Annotated in this window: 27 protein-coding genes; 14 read left to right on the top strand and 13 right to left on the bottom strand. The window is 65.1% G+C overall.

Annotated elements, in window-relative coordinates:
* Positions 1-60: 60 nt before the first annotated feature.
* The 3 genes from lptB to lptC are packed head-to-tail and all read right to left on the bottom strand — an operon-like array spanning position 61 to position 2,208.
* A complete protein-coding gene (lptB, locus tag FZF13_RS13955; RefSeq protein ID WP_036255080.1) occupies positions 61-855 on the bottom strand; it encodes an LPS export ABC transporter ATP-binding protein in 795 nt (264 codons plus the stop codon).
* Positions 856-866: 11 nt separating this feature from the next.
* On the bottom strand, positions 867-1,484 hold the full coding sequence (locus tag FZF13_RS13950; protein WP_024923965.1) for an LptA/OstA family protein: 618 nt from the start codon (positions 1,482-1,484) through the stop codon (positions 867-869).
* Positions 1,471-2,208 carry an LPS export ABC transporter periplasmic protein LptC gene (gene lptC / locus FZF13_RS13945; protein WP_024923966.1) on the bottom strand — a complete coding sequence of 246 codons (738 nt, stop codon included), beginning with the start codon at positions 2,206-2,208 and terminating at the stop codon, positions 1,471-1,473. The genes FZF13_RS13950 and lptC overlap by 14 nt, the downstream gene beginning before the upstream one ends.
* 346 nt (positions 2,209-2,554) lie before the next feature.
* Between lptC and sppA the strand changes: the two genes are divergently transcribed.
* The 5 genes from sppA (at position 2,555) to FZF13_RS13920 (ending at position 5,754) form a co-directional block, all read left to right on the top strand.
* Complete coding sequence (gene sppA, locus FZF13_RS13940) at positions 2,555-3,511, top strand: signal peptide peptidase SppA (RefSeq protein ID WP_024923967.1); 957 nt, start codon at positions 2,555-2,557, stop codon at positions 3,509-3,511.
* Between the two features lie 81 nt (positions 3,512-3,592).
* On the top strand, positions 3,593-3,877 hold the full coding sequence (locus FZF13_RS13935; protein WP_024923968.1) for an integration host factor subunit beta: 285 nt from the start codon (positions 3,593-3,595) through the stop codon (positions 3,875-3,877).
* A gap of 51 nt (positions 3,878-3,928) precedes the next feature.
* Positions 3,929-4,276 carry a LapA family protein gene (locus FZF13_RS13930; RefSeq protein WP_024923969.1) on the top strand — a complete coding sequence of 116 codons (348 nt, stop codon included), beginning with the start codon at positions 3,929-3,931 and terminating at the stop codon, positions 4,274-4,276.
* 27 nt (positions 4,277-4,303) lie between these two features.
* Entirely contained in the window at positions 4,304-5,269 is a 966-nt protein-coding gene (lhpI, locus tag FZF13_RS13925; protein ID WP_024923970.1) for a bifunctional Delta(1)-pyrroline-2-carboxylate/Delta(1)-piperideine-2-carboxylate reductase, read from the top strand.
* Between the two features lie 239 nt (positions 5,270-5,508).
* Positions 5,509-5,754, top strand: coding sequence for a DUF982 domain-containing protein (locus FZF13_RS13920; RefSeq protein ID WP_024923971.1), 246 nt, complete (start codon positions 5,509-5,511; stop codon positions 5,752-5,754).
* A gap of 78 nt (positions 5,755-5,832) precedes the next feature.
* On the opposite strand, the gene FZF13_RS13915 is transcribed toward FZF13_RS13920, so the two are convergent.
* The 3 genes from FZF13_RS13915 to FZF13_RS13905 form a co-directional block, all read right to left on the bottom strand.
* A complete protein-coding gene (locus FZF13_RS13915; protein ID WP_024923972.1) occupies positions 5,833-6,276 on the bottom strand; it encodes an EVE domain-containing protein in 444 nt (147 codons plus the stop codon).
* Positions 6,273-6,659 carry a VOC family protein gene (locus FZF13_RS13910; protein ID WP_024923973.1) on the bottom strand — a complete coding sequence of 129 codons (387 nt, stop codon included), beginning with the start codon at positions 6,657-6,659 and terminating at the stop codon, positions 6,273-6,275. Before FZF13_RS13910 ends, FZF13_RS13915 begins: the two co-directional genes overlap by 4 nt.
* Positions 6,660-6,726: 67 nt before the next feature.
* Entirely contained in the window at positions 6,727-7,416 is a 690-nt protein-coding gene (locus tag FZF13_RS13905; RefSeq protein WP_024927249.1) for a helix-turn-helix transcriptional regulator, read from the bottom strand.
* Positions 7,417-8,289: 873 nt separating this feature from the next.
* Between FZF13_RS13905 and FZF13_RS13900 the strand changes: the two genes are divergently transcribed.
* The 4 genes from FZF13_RS13900 to acuI are packed head-to-tail and all read left to right on the top strand — an operon-like array spanning position 8,290 to position 11,596.
* Positions 8,290-9,228 (top strand): RsmD family RNA methyltransferase, encoded by a 939-nt coding sequence (locus FZF13_RS13900; protein ID WP_051504920.1) that lies wholly within the window; start codon positions 8,290-8,292, stop codon positions 9,226-9,228.
* Complete coding sequence (locus FZF13_RS13895; RefSeq protein ID WP_024927306.1) at positions 9,225-10,073, top strand: TrmH family RNA methyltransferase; 849 nt, start codon at positions 9,225-9,227, stop codon at positions 10,071-10,073. Before FZF13_RS13900 ends, FZF13_RS13895 begins: the two co-directional genes overlap by 4 nt.
* A complete protein-coding gene (gene lspA / locus FZF13_RS13890) occupies positions 10,070-10,552 on the top strand; it encodes a signal peptidase II (protein WP_024927206.1) in 483 nt (160 codons plus the stop codon). Before FZF13_RS13895 ends, lspA begins: the two co-directional genes overlap by 4 nt.
* Before the next feature lie 54 nt (positions 10,553-10,606).
* A complete protein-coding gene (gene acuI / locus FZF13_RS13885) occupies positions 10,607-11,596 on the top strand; it encodes an acrylyl-CoA reductase (NADPH) (RefSeq protein ID WP_024927205.1) in 990 nt (329 codons plus the stop codon).
* An 18-nt stretch (positions 11,597-11,614) separates the two neighbouring features.
* Here acuI and FZF13_RS13880 read toward each other — a convergent pair whose 3' ends face one another.
* Positions 11,615-12,502 (bottom strand): NmrA/HSCARG family protein, encoded by an 888-nt coding sequence (locus FZF13_RS13880; protein WP_024927204.1) that lies wholly within the window; start codon positions 12,500-12,502, stop codon positions 11,615-11,617.
* 90 nt (positions 12,503-12,592) lie between these two features.
* On the opposite strand from FZF13_RS13880, the gene FZF13_RS13875 reads away from it, so the two are divergent.
* The 4 genes from FZF13_RS13875 (at position 12,593) to FZF13_RS13860 (ending at position 16,822) form a co-directional block, all read left to right on the top strand.
* Positions 12,593-13,006 carry a winged helix-turn-helix transcriptional regulator gene (locus tag FZF13_RS13875; RefSeq protein ID WP_024927203.1) on the top strand — a complete coding sequence of 138 codons (414 nt, stop codon included), beginning with the start codon at positions 12,593-12,595 and terminating at the stop codon, positions 13,004-13,006.
* A 101-nt stretch (positions 13,007-13,107) separates the two neighbouring features.
* Entirely contained in the window at positions 13,108-15,399 is a 2,292-nt protein-coding gene (locus FZF13_RS13870; RefSeq protein WP_024927202.1) for an ATP-binding protein, read from the top strand.
* A gap of 218 nt (positions 15,400-15,617) precedes the next feature.
* Positions 15,618-16,439 (top strand): l-ornithine N(alpha)-acyltransferase, encoded by an 822-nt coding sequence (olsB, locus tag FZF13_RS13865; RefSeq protein ID WP_373426403.1) that lies wholly within the window; start codon positions 15,618-15,620, stop codon positions 16,437-16,439.
* Positions 16,440-16,447: 8 nt separating this feature from the next.
* A complete protein-coding gene (locus FZF13_RS13860; RefSeq protein WP_024927200.1) occupies positions 16,448-16,822 on the top strand; it encodes an MmcQ/YjbR family DNA-binding protein in 375 nt (124 codons plus the stop codon).
* A gap of 64 nt (positions 16,823-16,886) precedes the next feature.
* Here the strand turns inward: FZF13_RS13860 and FZF13_RS13855 are convergent, their stop codons facing one another.
* Both FZF13_RS13855 and grpE read right to left on the bottom strand, forming a co-directional pair.
* Positions 16,887-17,519 carry a trimeric intracellular cation channel family protein gene (locus FZF13_RS13855; protein ID WP_024927199.1) on the bottom strand — a complete coding sequence of 211 codons (633 nt, stop codon included), beginning with the start codon at positions 17,517-17,519 and terminating at the stop codon, positions 16,887-16,889.
* A gap of 207 nt (positions 17,520-17,726) precedes the next feature.
* Entirely contained in the window at positions 17,727-18,356 is a 630-nt protein-coding gene (gene grpE / locus FZF13_RS13845) for a nucleotide exchange factor GrpE (protein WP_024927198.1), read from the bottom strand.
* A 330-nt stretch (positions 18,357-18,686) separates the two neighbouring features.
* Here grpE and FZF13_RS13840 point away from each other — a divergent pair, with 330 nt between their 5' ends.
* A complete protein-coding gene (locus tag FZF13_RS13840) occupies positions 18,687-18,878 on the top strand; it encodes a hypothetical protein (RefSeq protein WP_024927197.1) in 192 nt (63 codons plus the stop codon).
* Between the two features lie 45 nt (positions 18,879-18,923).
* Here FZF13_RS13840 and FZF13_RS13835 read toward each other — a convergent pair whose 3' ends face one another.
* The 4 genes from FZF13_RS13835 to FZF13_RS13820 all read right to left on the bottom strand — a co-directional run bounded on the left by FZF13_RS13835 (position 18,924) and on the right by FZF13_RS13820 (position 24,243).
* Positions 18,924-20,534 (bottom strand): GMC family oxidoreductase, encoded by a 1,611-nt coding sequence (locus FZF13_RS13835; RefSeq protein ID WP_024927196.1) that lies wholly within the window; start codon positions 20,532-20,534, stop codon positions 18,924-18,926.
* 573 nt (positions 20,535-21,107) lie between these two features.
* Entirely contained in the window at positions 21,108-21,665 is a 558-nt protein-coding gene (locus tag FZF13_RS13830; protein WP_244431360.1) for a DUF934 domain-containing protein, read from the bottom strand.
* A gap of 168 nt (positions 21,666-21,833) precedes the next feature.
* Positions 21,834-22,598: a phosphoadenylyl-sulfate reductase gene (locus FZF13_RS13825; protein WP_024926756.1), complete on the bottom strand. Its 765-nt coding sequence runs from the start codon at positions 22,596-22,598 to the stop codon at positions 21,834-21,836.
* Positions 22,573-24,243 carry a nitrite/sulfite reductase gene (locus FZF13_RS13820; protein ID WP_024926755.1) on the bottom strand — a complete coding sequence of 557 codons (1,671 nt, stop codon included), beginning with the start codon at positions 24,241-24,243 and terminating at the stop codon, positions 22,573-22,575. Before FZF13_RS13820 ends, FZF13_RS13825 begins: the two co-directional genes overlap by 26 nt.
* Positions 24,244-24,272 lie beyond the last annotated feature (29 nt).

The following is a 24,272-nucleotide window of genomic DNA, read 5'->3' as shown; positions in this document are numbered from 1 at the left end:
GCGGCTGCCGGCAATCGATCGCGCACAGACCGTGACAACCGCGATCGACTTGGAAAAGGATCAGAGCGTGAAGGCTTCGCCGAGATAGAGCCGCCGCACATCGGGGTTCGCGACGATTTCCTCGGCCTTGCCGTGGGTCAACACCTCGCCGGCATGGATGATGTAGGCGCGGTCGATGAGGCCCAGCGTTTCGCGCACATTGTGGTCGGTGATCAGAACGCCGATGCCGCGCGCCGTCAGATGGCGCACCAGCTGCTGGATATCGGCCACCGCGATCGGATCGATGCCCGCGAAAGGCTCGTCCAGCAGCATGTAGGCCGGACGGCTGGCCAGCGCGCGGGCAATCTCGAGGCGGCGCCGCTCGCCGCCCGATAGGGCCATTGAAGGCGCCTTGCGCAGATGGGTGATGTGAAATTCCTCGAGCAGCGCATCGAGCTCGCGCTCGCGCGTCTTGCGGCTCTTTTCCACGACTTCCAGCACGGCGCGGATGTTCTGCTCGACATTCAGGCCCCGGAAGATCGAGGCTTCCTGCGGCAGATAACCGATGCCGAGCCTCGCCCGGCGGTACATCGGCATGGAGGTGACGTCGAAGCCATCGATCTCGATCGTGCCTTCGTCGACCGGCACCAGCCCGGTCACCATGTAAAAGCAGGTGGTCTTGCCGGCGCCATTGGGACCGAGCAGGCCAACGGCCTCGCCGGCGCGCACGCCGATCGACACCCCGTTCACCACTTTGCGGCCCTTGTAGCTCTTGGACAGGCCGCGGGCCATCAGCGTGCCCTTCAGCTTGACCTTCTCGCCACCGACGATGGCCGGCGCCGCGGGTTTCGCGTCGGTTTGTTTGAAGAGCCGCATCACTGTGTCAGTCAAGGTTTCTTCGCTGCATCCGGGTTCTTCGTCGAATCCGGGCTGATCGACATCATGACGCGACCGCTGGAACCGCTCTTGGCGCAACCGTCCACATTGGCGAGGCCGGATTTCATCTGGACCGTCAGCTTGCAGCCGGTGAGGATGTTGTCGCCCTGGGTCAGCACCACCTTGGAGCCGGTCAGCACCAGCACCTGGCTCTTCATGTCGAAAGTGCCGCGATCGCCGGTGGCAACCTGGTCGTCCGACTTCAGATAGACCGTGCCGTCGACCTCAAGATGATCGATATTGGTGGAACCGCCGAGTGCCGGACCGGCCATGGACGCGCTTGTGCTCGTGCTCTTGGCGCCATTCTTACCGGCGGCGGCATCCTTGATGTAGTAGACCTTGAGAAGGCCGGCCTTCAGCAGCGTCGGCCCCTGCACGACGCTGACATTGCCGGTGAAAATGGCGAGGTTTTCTTCCTGCCGTACTTCCAGTTTGTCGCTCTCGATCTGGATCGGCTTGTCACCGGAGAGCTTGAGGCCGGACATATTGGTCTGCGCGGTCTGGGCAAAGGCCGGCGCGGCCGCCAGCAACGCCGCCACGGCGAGCCATGTCATCTTATTGGGCCGCATTCGGCTCTCCGCTCTTGTCGCTGGTCGTCTTCAGCACGCCAGGCTCCAGGTTGACACGCACCCGTTTTTCGAAAACCAGCACCTTGCCGCCGCTCTCCACCGACATGGTGTCGGACATGATGTGCGATCCGCGCGTGACGATATCGACCGGGTCGTTCGTCTTCATATTGCCTTTCGCCATGTCAAGGAAGGCCGATTTCAACTTCACCACCATTCCGCTGGTGGTGGTCACGGTGATGTCCTTTTCCAGCTGCAGCGTGTTGGCGTCGCGGTTGTAGACCCCCTTCGCCGCCCCGACCACGGCCGAGGTGCTGGCATCGAGCGGCAGCTTGGCGTCGATGCCTTCCAGGCCGATGATGCTCTCCTTGGCAACGTCCTGGATCGCCCGCAGCGCCGTCATCGAATAAGGCAGGTTCTCCTTGGTGAAACCGTCCAGCTTGGGATTGGCCATCACCAGCTTGCCGTTGGAAAACGCGCTGCCATCGGCTTTTACCGGCGGCTGCGCCGGCTTCACCAGATAGGAATAGACGGGAAATGCCACGGCAATGATGCCGGCCAGGATCGGCAGAGCCAGCTTGAGCACGCGCACGCGGCGCGAATGGCGCTGGGCGTTGCCGAAAGCCTCGACACGCGCGGGCTCCATGGCGACGTGGCCCGAGGGGTCGTGCTCCGGCAAGAGAGCAGTATCGTCCTTGCCCTCCGGATCGGTCGTTCGTGCCAACATGTGTACCTTCTGGTCCTCTCGCCCGCCGAACCGTCGCCCTTATTTGGGGCGAGGCCGCGCCCAAGCAAGCGCATGCAAAGAAATATCGCAAAAAATATGACGTTCCCTGCAGCGCATACAGATCGCCAGGGTGCCCGCCAAGACTAACACTTTGTCATTTTCATCGCCATGCCTTCGTTCCAGCCCCGATTCGACGCGTTGTTGCGTCCTACCCTGCGCCGATCGCCGCGCCTCGTATGCGTTGCTTCTCACACTTCAAGCCATCGTCTCGATCGCGCCAAAAGCGGTAGCCCTCGACTGGCCCTTGCATTAAAAGCGTCAGCCTGCGCCCAAGAGTGAGGCTGACATGACCCTGAGAGCCGACGACCTGATCGACCGCCGCCGCCTGCGGCGCAAACTGACCTTCTGGCGCATCGCCGCCCTTGCCGTGTTGCTGGTCGGCCTTGCCGCCTTGTCGGCGTGGTTCTTCGGCGACGACATCGGCGGCACCCGCGTCGACCAGATCGCCAAGATCAGGATCGAAGGTACCATCACCCAGAACGACGAGTTGCTCCGCCGCATCGAGGCGGTGCGCAAGGCTGCGAACGTCAAGGGCGTGATCTTGCTGGTCAATTCGCCCGGTGGCACCACTGTCGGCGGCGAGACCATCTTCAACGCCGTGCGCAAGCTTGCCGCCGAAAAGCCGGTGGTCACCGAAGTCGGCACGCTGGCCGCCTCCGCCGGCTACATGATCGCCAGCGCCTCCGACTACATCGTCGCGCACCAGACCTCGATCGTCGGCTCGATCGGCGTGCTGATCCAGTATCCCGACGTCACCGGACTGATGGACAAGATCGGCGTCAAGCTCGAGGAAGTGAAATCCTCGCCGCTGAAGGCGTCGCCCTCGCCCTTCGAACCGACCACCGAGGAAGCCCGCGCCATGGTGCGCAAGCTGATCATGGACAGCTACAACTGGTTCGTCGACATCGTCGCCGAACGCCGCAACCTGCCGCGCGACCAGGCGCTGGCGCTCGCCGACGGCTCGATTTTCACCGGTCGCCAGGCCGTCGCCAACAAGCTGGTCGATGCGCTCGGCGGCGAGGAAGAGGCGGTAAAATGGCTCGGCACCAAGGGTGTCGACCAGAAATTGAAGGTGGTGGAGTGGAAAAACACCGAACGCACCGGCTCTTTCCTGTTTTCCAGCGCGCTGATGCGTCAAATCGGCATGGCGCTCGGCTTGCCGCAGGAGAGCGGCGAAGTGCTGCGCGAGATCGGCGCCGACCGCTTGTTCCTTGACGGTCTCGTTTCGGTCTGGCACCCTTGAATAGGCGTGGGGCATAAGTCAAAAAGCAAATAAAATCATCTGCATAAAATTGGCCGCCATGCCTTTACGGGGACCGTCCGCATGATCAAGTCCGAACTCGTCCAAATCATCGCAACGCGCAATCCGCATCTCTTCCTGCGCGACGTGGAAAATATCGTCGGCGCAGTGTTCGACGAAATCACCGACGCGCTCGCCGAAGGCAACCGGGTGGAGTTGCGCGGCTTCGGCGCTTTCTCGGTCAAGAACCGGCCCGCCCGCACCGGCAGGAACCCGCGCACCGGCGAATCGGTGGAGGTCGAGGAGAAGTGGGTGCCGTTCTTCAAGACCGGCAAGGAATTGCGCGAAAAGCTGAACGGCGACAAATAGCCGCCAGCACCGCACCGGCAGCGCCGTACCAAGCCTTCGACGGGAAACACCATGTTCAACCGCTTCGTGGTCATTGTCATTTTCGTTCCGCTGGCCATCGTGCTGATCGCGCTGGCCGTGGCGAACCGCGAGCTGGTGGCCTTCACGATGGACCCGTTCAATCCCGGCAATCCGGCGCTGACGCTGACGCTGCCGCTATTCGTCATGCTGTTCCTGGCCCTGGCCATCGGGATCGTCGCCGGTTCGGCGGCGACCTGGATCCGGCAGGGCCGCTATCGCAAGGCGGCGAGGCGCCATGGCGCGGAAGCCGAGAACCTGCGCCAGGCCATCGCCCGCACGCAGCAGCCGCCATCGCAGGCGACATCGCAGGCCCCCAACCTGCCCAAGCCGACCGCCTGAACCGGGCATCACATAACGGAGTTTTCCATGCTGACCATCTCGGCCGCCGAGGTCGATCGCGCGCTGACCTTTTCCGGCCTGGTCGAGACGCTGCGCACCGCCTTCCGCGACGGCGCCGTGCAGCCGGTGCGTCATCACCATACGGTCGAGCGGCCGGACGGCGCCGCCTCTACCCTTCTTTTGATGCCGGCCTGGACCGACCTCAATGCGGCCGGCACCTCGAAGGACGGCCATATCGGCGTCAAGATCGTCACCGTCTCGCCTGACAACAACGCCATCGCCAAGCCGGCGGTGATGGGGCTCTATCTGCTGCTCGACGGCAAGACCGGCGAGCCGCAGGCGCTGATCGACGGTCAGCGCCTGACGCAGTGGCGCACCGCCTGCGCCTCGGCGCTCGCCGCCTCTTATCTTGCCCGCGAAGACGCCTCGCGCCTCTTGGTGATCGGCGCCGGCGCGCTGTCGCCCTTCCTGGTTAAGGCGCATTCGGCGGTGCGCCCCATCAAATCGATCCGCATCTGGAACCGCACGCCGGCCAACGCCGAGAAGGTTGCAGCCGCACTTCGCGCCGAAGGCCTGCCGGCCGAGGCGGCCGGTGATCTGGGTGCCGAAATGGCCGAGGCCGACATCGTCTCCTCCGCCACCATTTCCAACGAACCACTGGTCAGGGGCGCGCAACTGAAAACCGGCGCCCATGTCGACCTCGTCGGCGGCTTCACGCCGACCATGCGCGAGGCCGACGATGCCGCCATCACCCGCGCCCGCGTCTATGTCGACACACGCGCCGGCGCCACCAAGGAAGCCGGTGACATCGTCCAGCCGCTCGCTTCCGGCGTGCTCAAGGCCGACGCCATCGTCGCCGACCTGCACGAACTGGCGCGCGGCCAGAAGAAGGGCCGCCAAAGCGCCGACGAAATCACGCTGTTCAAGTCGGTGGGCGCCGCGCTGGAAGACCTCGCCGCCGGCATCGCCGTCTACAAAGCCTTGAGTGTCTGAATCAAAAATTGTCAGGCCGGAGCGAAAATGGTGGTTTTCGAGCATCGGAGCGGAGCGTACTTGAAGTCCGTGAGCACCGAAGCGCAGGAAAGCGCCATTTGCAGCCCGGCATGGCGACTTTTGGATCAGACACTGAAATCCTGATCCTCGATCACTCTTCGGTTATCGCCTTCGATTTCCGGAAACCCGCTGCCAGCCGGCGCGTTTGTTGCCGGCATCAACAGCCAAGGACCGGAGAAATGAACGAAGGCTGGTTTTCCAAGGTCGTGCCGGTGGCCGTCGGCGTGCTGGGCGACATACGTCACGTTTCCAACGCGCGGCAGGCCAACGACCTGCTCGCCAATCATTGGCCCGGCGCCGGCACGCGCAAGCATCTTGATGCGAAACGCGCCTGCCTGGCCGCCGTCAACGGCATGACGACCGTCGAGGACGCCCGCGAGACCTTCGTGGAGGCGGCGCGAGAAGCCCGCATCCTGATCGAATAGTCCGCCGCGCAGGCAAAACATCCGCATATGGAAACGCCCCGGCAGCTTGTCTCGCCGATCCGCCGGGGCCTGGTGGGTTCAGGCGGCCTGTTCCGCTATGGCGGCGACAACGCCCATCGCCGCGCCGATCAGCCGGTAATCGTGCTCACTGAGCTCGATCAGCCCGAAACGGAGTTGATACCCCCAGTTGGGTTTGCCGGCGCTCAACTCCAGCCGGCCGAGCAGCGGCGCGATCGGCGCCTCGCCCGCCACCGACCAGGCGACATCGCGGCGGAACGGCTCGAAACCGCCAGCCATGACGCCCTGATAGGGCACACCGTCGCGCACGATGCCGATGGCGGTGAAGGTGCGCAGGCCGTCCTTCTCGCCGAGAACCGTGCTCGGCGAGTAATACACGATGCCATCGCCCGGCCTGATGCGGCGCAGCGGTGCCGCCTTGCCGTGGTTCACCTGCATGAAACCTTCCGTCCGGCCCCGGCGCACATGCTGCGCCGAGGCTACCGCCAGCCAAAATCTGGTCATGACTGGCCGCCTTCCGCGTCGTTCAGCCAGTAGACGCGCAACCTGTGCTTGTCGGGATCGAGCGCGACGAAGGTGCGGCCGAAATCCATATCGGTCGGCGTCTGCAGGATGGAGAGCCCGCGCTTTGCCCAGTCGGCGTGGGCGGCATCGACGGCATCCGGCGTGTCGAGCTGGAAGACGATCTCGCCGCCGCCGGCCATCGCCGTGACCTTGGGTTCCGCCGTGTGGCGCGACCACAGGCCGAGCTTGAAGCCATTGTCCAGCACGAACAACACGAAGGTCGGCGAGGATTCCACCGGCTGGCGATTGAACAAGGCATGATAGAAGGCGCCGCTCGCCTGCGGCTGGTCGACATAGAGGATGACGAAATTGGGGCTTTGCATGGTGGCTCTCCGTGTTGCGATGGAGAGACCTTAGCGAGCACCGCTGTCAGATTCTGGCAGTAGCCATTCAGGGCCTCGGCGCCTCATCGAGCGTCGCCCGCCATTCCTTGAGCAGGGTCTGCCGACGCCTCGGATAGCGCGTACCGGTGATGTCCAGCCGCGCGATGCGGTCGGTGCGGAAATGCCGGAACCCCTGCCGCATCTCGCACCAGGCCACCATCACCCGCACCTTGTCGAAGAACCCTAGTGCGAACGGCCACACCACGCGCTCGCTGCCGGCGCCGGCCGCGTCGTTGTAGAGGATGGCAAGTTTGCGCTCGTCGCGGATCGCCTGGCGCACGGCGCCCAGATCGATGCCTTCGCTTGCCTCGACGCGCGGGCCGACCAGAAGCGTGCTCGCATCGAGATCCTCGCGCAGATCGTCCGGCAATACGGCGGCGATCTTGGCCAGCGCGTCAGCTGCGGCCCTCGACAGCCGGTTGTCGGGCTGCTTGGCCACCCAGCGCGAACCCAGCACGATCGCCTCGATCTCCTCGTCGGTGAACATCAGCGGTGGCAGCATGAAGCCGGGTTTCAGCGCGTAACCCAGTCCCGCCTCGCCCTCGATCGGTGCGCCCTGCCCCTGCAGCGTGGCGATGTCGCGATAGAGCGTGCGGATCGATATGCCGAGTTCGGAGGCAAGCGTTTGCCCGCTCACCGGCCGCCGGTGGCGGCGCAGCGTCTGGACGAGATCGAGCAGGCGTTCGGAGCGCGACATGATGGCCGGAGATTATGCCGGACGGCAGTCGCGCGGAAGCCTGGCGACATGACAGCGATGTGGATGCCAGCGGCGATCAGGAAGAACGATCGAAAGAAATAATCCTTTTCTTTCAATAGCCGTTCTGTTCTCGCACGAAAAATCCGCTGCATCCGAATTCACACCCTTTCGGCCTGCGGCATCATTGCGCCTGAAAGCCGTCCTCAACGGGAACCTGGTGCGCACCGGGTATCAGGGAGGACGTCGGTGCCGGACTGGCAGCGCTAACGGTGGCGGTGTCTGGTGACGAGCCCTAAGTCCGGGCCCTGGAAAAACCCGGCCGCCGCAAATGGCGGCTTGAGGTCCGAAGTCTGCCGTCATGAATGGCGGCGAGGTCGGTCCGGGGCAAGAACACCGGCGGGGCGCCCGGAAGGCGCCACGTACTATTACAGAGAGGCACCGACCCGGCGCCCCGCTTCCCACCTCCCGCAACGGGAGTACTCTTTGACAATGGCCAGGGCGGTCTTCCGCAGCGTGGCGATGATGAAGTGCGTCCAACCGCACCGGTCCACCATGTTGCGCGGCCCCGGCCCCTATGCCAAAAGCAGCGCGAAACGCGGAGCGTCCTTTTTGAAATTCACGCGCGACAAACGCCGGGACAAATCGGGCCGCCAGCAAGGCGGCGCGTCGACGCCGCGCGCGCAGGACAAGCGCCGCGACGGCAAGCCGGCCGACAAGGCCGGCCGGGGATCGGAGCAGAAGCGGACACAGCGGCCCGAGACCAAGGCCGAGCGCTTCGAGAACCGCCCGGCAAAGGCACCGGAACGCAGGACGGCAAGGCCGCCCGAGCCCAAAGGCGAACATCGCCCTGCCGAACCGCAGCTCGAACCCAACGTGGAAACCGCGCCGCGCGTGCTGACACGCCGCGCCGGCGCCTTGCCGGCGGAAAAACTGCCGCTGATCCTCGAAGTGGCCCCCAATGCCGACTACGCGCTGCTCGACAGCGGCAACGGCCAGAAGCTGGAGCAATACGGCCCCTACCGCATCGTTCGCCCGGAGGGTCAGGCGATCTGGCAGCCGGCGTTGCCGGCGAAGGACTGGAACCACGCCGACGCCATCTTCACTGGCGATACCGACGAGGAAGGCATGGGCCGCTGGCGTTTCCCCGGTCAGCCGCTCGGCGAAACCTGGCCGATGAAGCATGACGGCATCGACTATCTCGGCCGCTTCACCTCCTTCCGCCATGTCGGCGTCTTCCCCGAGCAGGCCTCGCACTGGGACCACATGGCCGCTCTCATCGAGAGCGCCAGGCGCCCGGTCAAGGTGCTGAACCTGTTCGGCTACACCGGCCTTGCCTCGCTGGTGGCGGCACGTGCCGGCGCCGAGGTGACCCATGTCGACGCCTCCAAGAAGGCCATCGGCTGGGCCCGCGAGAACCAGGAGATGGCCGGCCTTGCCAACAAGCCGATCCGCTGGATCGTCGAGGACGCGATGAAATTCGCCGAGCGCGAGGAACGGCGCGGCAGCCGCTACGACATCATCCTGTTCGACCCTCCCGCCTATGGCCGCGGGCCGAAGGGCGAGGTCTGGCAATTGTTCGAGCATTTGCCGGCGCTGACCGACATCTGCCGTTCCATCCTGACGCCGAAGCCTTTGGCGGTGGTGCTCACCGCCTATTCGATCCGCGCTTCCTTCTTCGCCATCCACGCTCTGATGCGCGACACCTTTGCCGGCATGGGCGGCACGATCGAATCGGGCGAACTGATCATCCGCGAGCAATCGGCCGGACGCGCGCTTTCGACATCCCTCTTCTCGCGCTGGGTGGCCAAATGAGCGAACACCGCACCGGAGCACCCGGCCGCGTCAAGGAAGTGACGAGCCTGGCCAACCCGCTGGTCAAGGACATCAAGGCGCTGGCGCTGAAGAAATTCCGCGACCAGCAGAATGCCTTCATCGCCGAAGGCCTGAAGCTGGTCATCGACGCGCTGGACCTCGGCTGGACGATCAAGACGCTGATCTTCGCCAAGTCCGCGCTCGGCAACCAGGCGGTCGAGAAAGTTGCTTCGCGCACCGTGGCGGCCAGCGGTGACGTGCTCGAGGTCTCGGAAAAAGTGCTGTCGGCCATCACCCGCCGCGACAATCCGCAGGCTGTGGTCGGCGTCTTTTCGCAGAAATACCTGCCCCTGAAGGACGTCCGCCCGAAGAACGGCGATGTCTGGGTGGCGCTCGACCGCGTGCGCGACCCCGGCAATCTCGGCACCGTGATGCGCACCGTCGATGCTGTCGGCGCCAAGGGTGTCATCTTGATCGGCGACACCACCGACCCGTTCGCGGTCGAAACCGTGCGCGCCACCATGGGTTCGGTGTTCGCCGTCCCGGTCGTCAAGACGACGCCCGACGCCTTCCTCGTTTGGCGCAAGGGCTTTCCGGGCCTCGTCGCCGGCACGCATCTCAAAGGCGCCGTCGACTACCGCTCGGTCGATTTCTCGAACAAGCCGGTGCTGCTTTTGATGGGCAACGAGCAGCAGGGCCTGCCGGACGATCTCGCCGCCAGCTGCGACCGGCTGCTGCGCATCCCGCAGGCGGGCCGCGCCGATTCGCTCAACCTGGCGGTCGCCACCGGCGTGATGCTGTTCGAGATCCGCCGCGGCGCGCTCACGCTGGAGGACAGGTCCTGAAATCGCTGACGCCTTATGCCGTGCTGACCATCGTCGCCATCGCGCTCGACCAATGGATCAAGCAGCTGGTCGAAACCGGCCTGCCCTTCCAGGAAAAGATCGACCTGGTGCCGTTCCTGGCGCTGTTTCGCACCTACAACACCGGCATCGCCTTTTCGATGTTCTCGTCCTTGAGCGACACCGGCCTGATCGCGGTGGCGGCGGCCGTCGTCGCCTTCGTGCTCTATCTGGCGGTGAAGACCCCGCCGAACCAGGTTCTCGCCCGCATCGGCTTCGCTTTCATCGTCGGCGGCGCGCTGGGCAATGTCATCGACCGCACCGTCTACGGTCACGTCATCGACTACATCCTGTTCCACACGCCGGTCTGGTCCTTCGCCGTTTTCAACCTGGCCGATGTCTTTATCTCGGTCGGCGCCGCCGCCGTCGTGCTCGACGAATTCATCACCTGGCGCAGGCAACCGCGACCTTCGGACGATTGACCGGGGTCGATTTCGAAGTAGCCTGCCCCTCGTTCCGCGATCGGGGAGAAGCCAGTGCCGGACACTTTCAAAGCCATCCTGATCTCGCGCGACGACGACAAGAAGCAGTCCGTCGCGGTGACCGAAATGACCGAGACCGACCTGATGGACGGTGACGTCACCGTCGCGGTCGAGGCGACCACGGTGAACTACAAGGACGGGCTGGCGATCACCGGCAAGGCGCCCGTGGTGCGCCGCTGGCCGCTGGTGCCCGGCATCGACTTCGCCGGCACGGTGCTGTCTTCCGACCATGACGAATGGCGCAAGGGCGATCATGTCATCCTCAACGGCTGGGGCGTCGGCGAAACCCACTACGGCGCCTATGCCGGGCGCGCCCGCGTCAAGGGCGAGTGGCTGGTGCCGCTGCCGGACGGCATGTCGGCGCATGATGCGATGGCGGTCGGGACCGCCGGCTACACGGCGATGCTTTCGGTGATGGCGCTGGAACGCCACGGCATTACCCCGCAACGCGGTCCCGTCATCGTCACGGGTGCCGCCGGCGGTGTCGGTTCCGTTGCCGTCGCGATCCTCTCCAAACTCGGCTACCACGTCGTCGCCTCGACCGGCCGCCCTCAGGAAGAAGCCTATCTCCGCGAGCTGGGCGCGGCCGAAATCATCGCCCGCGACGAGCTGACCGGAGCGGTCAAGCCGCTCGCCAAGGAGCGCTGGGCGGGCGGCATCGACGCCGTCGGCTCCACCACGCTCGCCAATGTCCTGTCGATGACCGCCTATGGCGGCGCGGTCGCCGCCTGCGGCCTCGCCGGCGGCATGGACCTGCCTTCGTCGGTCGCGCCCTTCATCCTGCGCGGCGTCTCCCTGCTCGGCATCGATTCCGTCATGGCGCCCCGCGAAATCCGCCGGCAGGCGTGGCAACGCATCGGCCGCGACCTGGACCTGGCCAAGCTCAAGGCGCTGTCCACCACCATCGGCTTCGACGGCATCGTCGCCGCCGCCACCGACATCGTCGACGGCAAGATTCGCGGGCGTGTCGTGGTGGATATGTAGCGCGTCCGTTGGACCGGTTCAGCCTGCTGCCTGCCTGAGGATTTCGTCAAAGGTCTTGCGTCCGCTCCCGGAAAACCAGGACCGGAACGAGAGAACTTCCGGGTTGATCGCACGCATGACGTTCAGGTCGACGTGATCCGCAAGCGGCCCCGCGTCCAGGCCCGCGGCCATGTGCCCAAGATCTGGATTGGCTGAGAGAACCTCTTCGGAAAAGCGCCCATAGGCGATCGGTCGGCCCGCGGCTTGCGTAAAGATGGCCTCCAGATCATTGCCGGTAATGCTGTCGCCCGCGATCTTTAGTGTCTTGCCGCCGAACCGCGTCTTGTCGGCGAAAACAGCGGCCACGAACTTGCCGATGTCTTCCACGGCGATGAGCTGCATCGATTGGTCCGGTCTGAGGAAAAATGTGTAGCGCCCCTCGTCCAGCCCGAACCCGGGTCTCACCAGCATCTCCATGAAGATCATGGGCCTGATGATGGTTGCGGTGATCGGCAGGCCGCGGATATGCGCCTCGATGCGCGGTTTGGCGTCGAAACGCGCCACACCCGTCAGCTTCTCGCCCGCGCTGGCGCCCGAGGAATAGACAAAGTGCGCAACGCCGCTCTCGACTGCCAAGTCCGCGATCGCGCTTCCGGCGCGCACCTCTCCTTCCTCCACCAGATTGCCCGGCAACACGCTGAAGACGCCATAGGTGCCCCTCATCGCGGCACGGATCGCTGCGGTGTCATCGAACGATCCCTGCACGAGTTCGACACCGGCATCATGAAGCGCCATCGACTTTGGCGCTCCTGCGTCCCGCACAAACGCCCGAACAGGCCATCGTGCCCGCAACAGGGCCTCGACGACCGACCCTCCCTGCCGGCCCGTTGCGCCGAACACCAGGATTGGAAGCTTGCCATTCGTCATTCGGGAACCCTCGTGTTGAACAAGGGCTATCCATATATACTGCGGGAACGCTGCTGGAAGACGGCACATTTTCCAGCCTAGGGCACAAGGATGATACGCTTGGACAAACCGATCCAGGGCAGGTCCGACGGGGTTGCGGAGAGTGAACGCCACTTCAAGCCGTATCCGTCGAATGGAATCTGCACGCGGCTCGGCGACAAATGGACTGTCCAGGTCATCTGGCGCCTCTCGCTCGCGCCTGGGAGCAGGCTCCGCTTCTCAGCGCTCAAGGGCGAAGTCGACGGAATTACCCAGCGCATGCTGACGCTTACGCTGCGCAATCTGGAACGGGATGGCCTTGTGCTGCGCCACTATTTTCCCGAGGTGCCGCCGCGCGTGGAATATGAGCTGACCGAGATGGGTATCGGCGTATTGTCCGCCCTCGAGGGCCTGAACTTTTGGATCAGGGACAACTTGCCCCGCATCGAGCAAAGCCGACGCCTTTACGACGATGCCGGGCAGTAATTTCGCGCTTGCCGGGCGCCAGCCCAAAAATCCGCGCGATTGCTAAAATTCGAACAGTCCGGCGCAGCCTTCCATAATTTATCTGTGGCTAAGATAGCTGCATGATCGGGGACAAGACTGCTGCAAGACGGGTGGTGGAGAAGCGCGCCGACGAGGCCGCCGAACCTGCCGCCGCGCGCCGTGTGCTGGCGCAAACCCCGCCATTGGCGCCGAAACTTCCGGACAGGACGCTGCACGAAGGCCTGCCCTTCGCCATCATCGTCATGCTCGTCGTCCTTGCCGGCCTGTCCGAACTGACCGGCGCGCCGCCCTTCATCGCCCTTGGCATGCTGGCGACGGGCCTCGCCGGACTTGCCCTGTTCATGCGCACGCAGCGCAAGGAGCAGAACATCGCCTCCATCCTCGACGACAACGCGGCCCGCAGCCGCGCCGAAATCGAGATCATGGCCGACCGCATGTGGGAGATGCAGGAAAGCGAAGAGCGCTTTCGCGGCCTGATCGATGCTCTCGGCGACCTCGTCGTCCATCGCGACCGCGACGGCCGCATCGTCTACGCCAACCGGGTCTTTGCCGAACTGGTCGGTCACGACCGCTTCGATCTGGCCGGCATGACGCTGGCCGAACTCGGCATCGACATCGGCGTCGTGCCCGACGCCGCCTTTTCCGACCGCGACTGCCTGAGCTCGACCGACGTCGCCATCCGCACGCCTAATGGGCCGCGCTGGTTCTCGTGGATCGAACTGTCGATGCGCGACAAGGACAGCGCCGAGGTCTCGCACCGGGCAATCGCGCGCGACATCACCGCCCGCAAGCAGGCCGAATCCTCGCTGATCAACGCCCGCGAGCGCGCCGAATATGCCAGCCAGGCGAAATCGCGCTTTCTCGCCACCGTCAGCCACGAGATCCGCACGCCGATGAACGGCATCATGGGCATGGCCAAGCTGCTCGCCGACACCAGGCTGACGCCCGAGCAGCGCACCTATGTCGGTGCCGTCTCCACCTCGGCCAGCGCGCTGCTGGCGCTGATCGAGGACCTGCTCGACTATTCCAAGATCGAGGCCGGCCGTTTCGCGCCCGAACCGCAGCCGATGTCGCCGCGCGAGATCGCCGACAATGTCGTCGAACTCCTGGCCGCCCGCGCCTTCGGCAAGGGCATTGGCCTTGCCTGCCATGTCGAACCGGACGTGCCGCAGATCATCACCGCCGACCCCGGACGGGTGCGGCAGGTGCTGCTCAACCTCATCGGCAATGCCGTTAAATTCACCGAAGCGGGCGGCGTGCTGGTCAGCGTTTCGCGCCGCCGCGGCGACGACGGCGACCGCGTACGCTTCTCGATCACCGACACCGGTCCCGGCCTCAGCGAAGCCGACATGGACCGCATCTTCGAGGATTTCGAGCAGGCCGACGGCACGTCGACGCGCAAGCACGGCGGCGCCGGGCTGGGGCTTGCCATCTCCAGGCGGCTGGTGGCGGCGATGAACGGCACGATCACGGTCTCGAGCGCCCCCGGCGAGGGCTCGGAATTCATCTTCGAACTGCCGGCGCGGGCCGCGATCGAGCCGCCGGAAGACAGGACGAACGCCCTGGCGGAGCGTCACGCCGTCATCGTTTCGGAAAATACAGTCGAGGCCGAGGCCATCGCCCGCACCATCCGCGCCCATGGCGGCCACGCCGAAATCGTCGCCAATGCCGCTCAGGCGCTGCCCTTCGCCGGCTTCTGCAACCTGCTGCTCGTCGACGCCCGGCTGGAAGACAGCGACTGCCGCGTCTTGAAACGCCTGCGCCAGACCGGCTTCATGGCCTGCGAGGCGGTGACGCTGATCGCGCCGTCCGACCGCGGCGCCCTGGTCGAGTTCCGCGCCGCCGGCTATGCCACCTTCCTGGCGCGGCCGGTGCGCGGCGAAACCCTGCTGCGCGTGCTGCTGGCCGGCAAGGCCGCGGTCGGCGGGCCTCTGCCCGGCCCGGACAAGACACCGCAGGCGCTCGCACGCACGCACGGCAATGGCAGCCTGTCGGTGCTGATCGCCGAGGACAACGACATCAATGCCATGCTCGCCCGCGCCAGCTTGCAGAAGGCCGGCCATCGGGTCGATATCGTCAACAACGGCAAGGCCGCGGTCGACGCCATTGCCACCGAAAGCGCCGCCAGGCGTTACGACGTGGTGCTGATGGACCTGCACATGCCGCTGATGGACGGCATGGACGCCATCGCCGCGATTCGCCGCCACGAGGAAGCCACCGGCGTCGCGCCGGTGCCGATCATGGTGCTGTCGGCCGACAGCCAGGAAAAAACCCGACACGCCGTTCTTGCCCACGGCGCCTCCGGTTTCGTCACCAAACCGCTCGATCCACAGGCTTTGGTACACGCGGTGGAAAGCCAGATTGCCGCGTGATTGCGGCCTGTTCTGCCCCTAGGTAAGCCGGCTAGGCAGGTGATGAGCTGCGCTCTTCCCCTTGCTCCTCACTATGTATCACGGTACTGTCACAATCCTGTAGCACCTACATCGTATCCCGACGCCAAGAGGGATGGCTCGAAGGAGAATCACTCGTGCATACAGCGATGCCGCAAGGTGAGATGCAGGGAAACACCGGGGGCACCGCTATCCAGAGGATGAGGACGATCGAATCGATCACCGGCACCCTGGGCAAGATCGGCAGCCTCGAAGTCAGGCTGGCCCGCGACGAAGCCGAAATCGCCGCCGCGCAGGAAATCCGCTACCGCGTTTTCTATGACGAGCTTGGCGCTCGCAAGAGCCGCCTGCAGTCTTTGGAACGCCGCGACGCCGACCGTTTCGATCCGGTCTGCGACCATCTGCTCGTGTTCGACAACACCCTTCCCGGTCCCGACCATCGCCGCATCGTCGGCACCTACCGGCTGCTGCGCCAGGAGACGGCGGTGCGCGCCGGCGGTTTCTATTCCGAGGACGAATTCGAGCTCAGGCGGCTGATCGCCAGGCATCCCGGCCAGCGTTTCCTGGAACTCGGCCGCTCCTGCGTTCTGCCTGAATACCGCTCCAAGCGCACCATCGAGGCGCTGTGGCAGGGCCTGTGGGCCTATTTCACCCATTACGACATCGGCGTTCTGACCGGCTGCGCCTCCTTCCACGGCACCGTGCCGGCGGCGCATGCCGAGGCGCTGACCTATCTGGCGCATCACTGCCGCACCACCCCGGCCTGGGACATCAGCGCCAATGCCGGCCGCTATTGCTCGATGGACCTGATGCCGATCGAGGCGGTCAGCGCCAAGGCGGCGATCGCGGCCATGCCGCCGCTGGTCAAGGGTTATCTCAGGGTCGGCGCCCGCATCGGCGACGGCTGCGTCATCGACCACGACTTCAAGACCGTCGACATCTTCATCGTGCTGCCCGTCCGCGAAATCGGCGCCCGCTACGTGAATTATTACGGCGGCGAAGGGCAGCGTTTCGCCGCCTAGCAAAAGCCATGGAAACAGGCCTGCTTGCCGTTTTCCAGCGATTGAAAGATGCCGCGCGCGGCCTGCCCGATATCGTCGAGACCACCTCCTACGGCACGCCGGCGCTGAAGGCCGGCAAGAAGCTGCTCACCCGCGTCAAGGACGGGCAAACGGCGGTGCTGATGTGCCCGCTCGACGAGAAGCAGATGTTGCTGGAAGCGGCACCCGACCTCTATTTCGAGACCGACCACTACAAGGGCTGGCCGGCGCTGCTGATGCGCATGGATGTCATCTCCGACGACGAGCTGCGCCATCGCCTCGAGCGCAGCTGGCTGAGCCGGGCAACGAAGACGCAGGCCAAGGCCTGGCTGGCCGGGCGGGAAAAGACATCGGAAGCGCCCTGATCAGCCGGCATCGCCGCGCAGCCGCGACCTTTCCTTGCTCCTTGCGGGAGAAGGAGCGCTTCGCCTACGGAATGTCTTCCGGGCGCCGCCCCGGCCGGCTCTTATAGGGTGGAAACGACCAGCCGAACTTCAGCGCGCCGCCACGGATCGCGAGCGCCGCCAGGAAACCGGCGGGATAGGAAATCTGCGCTGGCAGGAGGATGAGGTCGCAGGCTGTGTAGACACAGGCGCCGACGATCGCCGCCGTCACATAGACTTCCGGCCTGAGCAGCACCGAGGGCTCACCGGCCAAAAGATCGCGCAGGATGCCGCCGAAACACGCCGTCAGCATGCCCATGACGATCGACACCGCCGGTGAGCCGGTGATCGCCATGCCCTTGGCGGCGCCCATCACGGCAAAGACGGCAAGGCCGATCGCATCCAGCCACAGAAGCAGCTTGTAGCGGGACTCGACCCGGTGCGCGCCGAAGAACACGACCAGGGCGACCAGCGTGCAGATCAGCACATAGTCGCGGTTGCCGATCCAGAACACCGGCACACCGAGAATGAGGTCGCGGAAGGTGCCGCCGCCGACCCCGGTCACCGCCGCCAGGAAAACGAAGCCGACGATGTCGAGTTGCTTGCGCGAGGCCGCCAATGCCCCGGTCGCCGCGAACACCGCGACGCCGGCATAGTCGATGAAAGTGATGATGGGCATCGGGAGCCGGCGGATTAGATGAGGTCGGCAGTCGGCAGTCGGCAGTCGGCAGTCGGCAGTCGGCAGTCGGCAGTCGGCAGTCGGCAGTCGGCAGTCGGAAAAACATACCGCGATGCTGAGCCGACGCAAGCGCCCCGCCCCGACAGGCGGAAATCAATGCCTACCGCTTGTTCCGACTGCCGATTGCCGACTGCCAATTATGCCTGATCAAGCATCCTTCTCGGCCTGCTCATTGACCGGGCCCGGTTCGGTCGGCTCGGCGACCAGCTTGGGGCCGCCCTTGGACACGCCGACCATGGCCGGACGCAGCACGCGTTCGCCGATCGAATAACCCGGCTGCACCACCTGCACGACGGTGTTGGCCGGCACGGCCGGGTTCGGCACTTCGAACATCGCCTGGTGGAAGTTCGGGTCGAACTTTTCGCCCTGCGGCTCCAGCCTCTTGACCCCGTGGCGTTCCAGCGCGCCGAGCATGGCGCGCTCGGTGATGTCGACGCCTTCGATCAGCGCCTTGAACCCGGCATCGCCGGAGGCCTTGGCTTCCGCCGGGATCGCTTCCAGCGTGCGGGCGAGATTGTCGGAAACCGACAGCATGTCGCGCGCGAAATTGGCGATCGCATAGCTGCGCGCATCCTGCACGTCGCGCGCGGTGCGCCGGCGCAGGTTCTCCATCTCGGCCGCGGTGCGCAGCGCCCGGTCCTTCAGCTCTTCGTTTTCCTTGATGAGGCGCACCAGGGCTTCATAGTCGCCTTCGACGCCGCCTTCGGTGCGTTCCGCCTCGGCTTCCGCCGCCTCAATATCCTCAGGCGCGCGTTGGTCTTTTGCCTGGTCGCTCATCGCCGTTTCCCGTCATGTCGATTGGTTCTGGATTTGTGCCCGATATCGAGGTTTGCCGCTGAAAAATCAAGGGCAAAGACCGAACGCGCCGGCAGGCCGGGTATCGGGGGATACGACGATTTAAGTCAAATTTTACCCTATTCCCGTTCGGCGCTTGCCAAATTGTCGCTGTCCAGGAACGATTCAGTGGCGGGGAAGTTTCAAGGTCGACTACTGCATCGGCCAGAAAATCGGAATCGATTTTCGGTAGGCACGATGCAGCAGATACAAAGTGTTAGAGCGTCCTTTGCACGTCCAATTGGACGCGCGGCGCTTTAGGGATTTGAGACCATGCCACGCACCAACGCAGCCAAACGCGACCAGCTGACGACCCAGATCAGGCGGCAGTTCACGGACCGTTCGACGCAGCGTTTCCTGCATGCGCTGCCGGCCTTCAGGGTCGTGAACGAGATTCCCGAACCGCTCCGCACGCTTCTGGAGCGGCTCGACGCGCAGGAAAGCCGCGCCCAGCATCAGCGCTGAGAGAACGCCCTCGCCTCGAACCGGCGAACCGATGATGCGACCGCTTCAGGCGGCCGCGGCCTTCATCATGTCCGCCGCCTTCTCGGCGATCATGATGGTCGGCGCATTGGTGTTGCCGCCGATCAGCGTCGGCATCACCGAAGCGTCGACGACGCGCAGGCCGGAAAGCCCTCTGACGCGCAATTGCGGATCGACCACGGCCATGTCGTCCGTGCCCATGCGGCAGGTGCCGACCGGGTGATAGATAGTGTCGGCGCGAGCGCGGATGTGGCTCATCAGCTCTGCATCGCTGGTCGCGCCTGCCGAATAGAGTTCCTTGTCGCGATATCTGGCAAGCGCCGGCGCGGCCAGGATGGAGCGCATCATCTTTGTTCCCTTGAGCAGCAGCGCCGCGTCGCGCTCGTCCGAGAGATAGCGCGGATCGATGCTTGGCGCGGCCAGCGGATCGGCGCTGGCCAGCGTCACCTCGCCGCGCGAATGTGGCCTCAGCACGCAGACATGGCATGAGAAGCCGTAACCCATATGCAGCTTGCGGCCGTGATCGTCGACGATGGCGATGACGAAATGCAATTGCAGGTCCGGCCGCTCCTGCGACGGGTCGGACTTCAGGAAGGCGCCGCCCTCGGCATAGGGCGTGGCGATCATGCCGGTGCCGTCCCTGCGCCATTGCAGGATGTTTTTCACCAGATTGACCGTGCCCTTGGCGCCGAGGCCGAACATGTCGGTCTCACGGGATTTCCAGGAGATGATGAAATCGAGATGGTCCTGCAGGTTCTTGCCGACACCAGGCAAATCGTGCGCCGAAGCCACGCCCCGCGCCGCCAGTTCGCCGGCCGGGCCGATGCCGGAAAGCAGAAGCAGTTGCGGCGAGCCGAAGGCGCCGCCCGACACCACCACTTCGCGGGCGGCCTGGGCAAAGGCTTCGCCATTGGCGGTGCGGTAGCGCACCCCGATCGCCCGCTTGCCGTCCAGCACGATGCCGGTGGCGTGCGCGCCGGTCACCACCGTCAGGTTCTTGCGCCCCATCGCCGGGTGCAGATAGGCGGCAGCCGCCGAACAGCGCTCGCCGTTGCGCCTCTCGCCCCAGAACTGCGTGACCTGGTAGAGCCCCGCACCTTCCTGCTCCTCGCCGTTGAAATCCTCGTTCAGCCGGATCTGGTTTTCGCCGCAGGCGGCGACGAAGGCACGGCTGAGCGGGCGCGGGCTTTGCTGCTCGCCCACCCGCAGCGGCCCCTCGCCGCCATGCAGCGCGTCAGTGCCGCGCTGGTTACCCTCGGCGCGCTTGAAATAGGGCAGCACCTCGTCCCACGACCAACCGGTGCAGCCGGCCTCGGCCCAGTCGTCATAGTCGCGACGGTGGCCGCGAATATAGAGCATGGCGTTGATCGCGCTCGACCCGCCCAGCGCCTTGCCGCGCGGCTGGTAGCCCTTGCGCCCGTTGAGGCCCGGCTGCGGCACCGTCTCGAACGCCCAGTTCTTGATTTTCGGCCGCCCCGGCAACAGCGCCACGACGCCAGCCGGCGCCCGGATCAGCATATCCTTGCCTTCGCCGCCAGCCTCCAGCAGGCAAACGCTCACCGCCGGGTCCTCCGAAAGCCGCGCCGCGATCACCGAGCCCGCCGAGCCGCCGCCGGCGATGACATAGTCGAACTTCATGCTGGCCTCCCCGGGCTGCCGGCGGATATTTCCGTCCGGAAGCCAAAGAGAAGACCCAAACGCCAGGGTTGTAAAGAGATGCAACCCGCTACCGGGGTTGGACTTTGGGCCGGTCCGCTCGGTGGCCCACCGTCGCTTGTGGCGGCAGGTCATCGCATGGACGCTGGAGGTCGAAGGCTCCACCCGGTTTTGCCGTCGCCTCCTGCATCGCAGCGGCTTTCGCCGGCGTTCCGGCATGGATTCCCGACACTCTCCGCTCCCTTCGGTCGCTCACGAGGTCGGGAATGACGGAGCTGTATTTGTGACCCGTGCTAACTGTCCACGTCGGCGTTTGATGTCAGCACGGTTGGTGCCAGCACGGCGCACCCGTCCGTATCGCACGGCCTTCGCGGCTGAGAACATCCAGGCTGATGAGTAGTGAGGCGAGAAAAAGAAACTCCGTCATTCCCGACCTCGTGAGCGACCGCAGGGAGCGGAGAGTGTCGGGAATCCATGCCGGAACGTCGGCGAAGGGTGCAATCCGCGCGCGACTGCCGTCACTTGCAGCCCGGCATCATCGATTTCAAAAATTTCTCAGTTCGGCCTGCGGCGCCAGCTGTAACCGCCCGCCGGCGCGGAAGCCTGCGCCGCCGGCTGGTAGTAGAGCGGCAGGCCGTCGAGGCGGCCTTCTTCCAGGCGCTTCAAGAGCACCGGGTTCGTCACCTCGAACTCGTCGAAGCCGACACGCAGCATGTGCGGCAGCTGGTCAACCAGCACCTGGCCGGTCGCCCTGACCGCGCCCTCGAAACCATGGCGGCTGCGCAACAATTCGGCCTTGGAGAAGGAGCGCCCGTCGCTGAAGGCCGGGAAGGCCAGCGCCACCAGCGAAAGCTGGTCGAGGAGGCCGACGATCTTGTCCAGCTGGTCGCCCGGCAGCAAGGCGACGCCGAGGCGCTCCTTGGCCGATTTCCGCACCTGCGGGTCCAGATCGAGGAACGCCTGCAGCGGCAGGATGAAACGACCGTTGCCGGAAAGCGCGTCGGCGGTTTCGGCATGGGTCCAATCGTCCTCGCGGAACCCCTTCGGGGTCCACAGACGCGGCGCCGGCGCGGCGCCGGCCTCGGATTTGATCTCGGTCATGAAGGCGAGCATATGGCTTATTCTCGGACTAGTTTCCAGTGGAGTCTCCTCTCCCCGTTCACGGGGAGAGGATGCCGGCAGGCAGGTGAGGGGCATCGGTGACATTGCGAAGGTTGGCGCCGCCCCTCATCCGGTCCTTCGGACCACCTTCTCCCCGTGAACGGGGAGAAGGGGTTGGAGCTAAAGCGACGCATCCGTCAGCGACTTCTCCAGTCCGGAGAGATGAATGCCGCACTCGGTCTTGGCGTGGCCCGCCCAGCGGCCGGAGCGCGCGTCCTCGCCCGGCTGCACCGGCTGCGTGCACGGGAAGCAGCCGATCGACAGATAGCCGTAGGCGACCAGCGGATTTTCGCGCAGCGCATGCTGGCGCATATAGTCGGCCTGGTCGGCGGTGGTCCAACGCGCCAGCGGGTTGATGCGGATGCGCGAGCCGACCGCCTCGAACACCGGCAGCGCGGCGCGGGTCGACGCCTGGAAGCGCTTGCGGCCGGTGAACCATGCCCGGTACGGCTCGACGCCGCGCGCCATCGGCTCCACCTTGCGCACGTCGCAGCAGGCGTCTGTGTCGGTCTCGTGCAGCCTGCCGGTCGGGTCGATACGGGCAAGTGCCGCCGCCTCGGGCGACACCACCTGGATGTTGGTCAGGCCGAAATCGGCGGCGAGCGCGTCGCGATAATCGAGCGTTTCCTCGAAATGCTTACCGGTGTCGAGGAAGATCACCGGCATGTGCCGGTCGACAGCGGCGATCATGTGCAGCAGCACGGCCGAATCCGCGCCGAAGGAGGACACGGCGGCGATGCCGTCCGCGAAAAGCTCCCGCGCCGACCGCTCGATCACGGCGCGCGCATCAAGATGGCCGTACAGCGCGTCGAACGCGGCGGCTTGCGCCGCCACCCCGCCCTCGGCGGGAGCGGCCTGGTCAAGCGGCCTTGGCTTCGCCAGCATAAAGCGCCTCCTTGAACGGCGCCGGCCCGACGCGGCGATAGGCATCGAGAAATTTTTCCTTGGCGTCGAGGCGGATCGAGAGATAGGTCTCCACCACCGTCTCGATGGCGTCGGTAATCTCGTCCGGACCAAAACCGCGGCCGATGATTTCGCCAACCGTCGTGTGTTCGTCGGCCGAGCCGCCGAGCGTCACCTGGTAAAGCTCCGCGCCCTTCTTCTCGACGCCGAGAATGCCGATATGGCCGACATGGTGGTGGCCGCAGGCATTGATGCAACCAGAAATCTTCAGCTTCAATTCGCCGATGTCGCGCTGCCGCTCCAGCGACGCGAAACGCTTGGAGATGTTCTGCGCCACGATGATCGAGCGGGCATTGGCCAGCGCGCAATAATCGAGACCCGGGCAGGCGATGATGTCGGAGATCAGGTCGGAATTGGCGGTCGCCAGACCGATCTCGACCAGCTGGTCATAGATCGCCTTCAGGTCGGCCCGCGCCACATGCGGCAGGATCAGGTTCTGCTCGTGGCTGACGCGCACCTCGTCGAACGCATAGGTCTCGGCAAGGTCGGCCACCGCGTCCATCTGGCTGTCGGAGGCATCGCCCGGTACTTCGCCGATGCCTTTGAGCGAGATCGTCACCGCCGCATAGTCGGGATTGCGGTGGGTGACGACGTTCTGGTCGAGCCATTCGCCGAAGCTGCGCGAATCCAGCCTTGCCAGCTTGACCGCCTGGTCGCCTTCCGGCCGCGCCGGCAGCACCGGCGGCGCGAAATAGGCGTCGATCGCCTTGATGTCGGCTTCCGGCAGCGTCAGCTCGCCATCCTTCAGCTCGGCCCATTCGGCCTCGACCTGACGCGTGAATTCCTCGACGCCGGTCTCGTGCACCAGGATCTTGATGCGCGCCTTGTATTTGTTGTCGCGGCGTCCGTGCAGATTGTACACGCGCAGGATCGCCGTGCAGTAGGACAGAAGATGCTCCTCGGGGAGGAAGTCGTTGATCTTCTTGGCCACCATCGGCGTGCGGCCCTGGCCGCCGCCGACATAGACGGCAAAACCGAGCTCGCCGGCCGCGTTCTTCTTCAGATGCAGGCCGATATCGTGCGTCTGGATGGCGGCGCGGTCGCGCTCGGCACCCGTCACCGCGATCTTGAACTTGCGCGGCAGGTAGGAGAATTCCGGATGCACGGACGACCATTGCCGAAGGATCTCGGCATAGGGGCGCGGATCGGCGGCCTCGTCGGCGGCGGCGCCGGCGAAATGGTCGGCGGTGACGTTGCGGATGCAGTTGCCGCTGGTCTGGATCGCGTGCATCTCGACCGAGGCGAGGTCGGCCAGGATCGCCGGGATATCGGACAGCGCCGGCCAGTTGAACTGGATGTTCTGGCGCGTGGTGAAATGGCCGTAGCCCTTGTCGTATTTGCGCGCGATGTGGGCCAGCATCCTCATCTGCTTCGACGACAGCGTGCCATAGGGCACGGCGATGCGCAGCATATAGGCATGCAGCTGCAGATAGACGCCGTTCATCAGGCGCAGCGGCCGGAACTGATCCTCGGTGATCTCGCCTGCAAGGCGGCGCTCGACCTGGTCGGTGAACTGCGCGACGCGGGCCTGCACGAACTGATGGTCGAACTCGTCGTAACGGTACATGTCTTAATCCTCCGAGTGCCGAAGCACCC

The sequence above is a fragment of the Mesorhizobium terrae genome (assembly GCF_008727715.1).
Classification (GTDB): Bacteria; Pseudomonadota; Alphaproteobacteria; order Rhizobiales; family Rhizobiaceae; genus Mesorhizobium; species Mesorhizobium terrae.
Note: the sequence above shows the minus strand (reverse complement) of the source record. Positions and strands in the feature narration are given on the sequence as shown.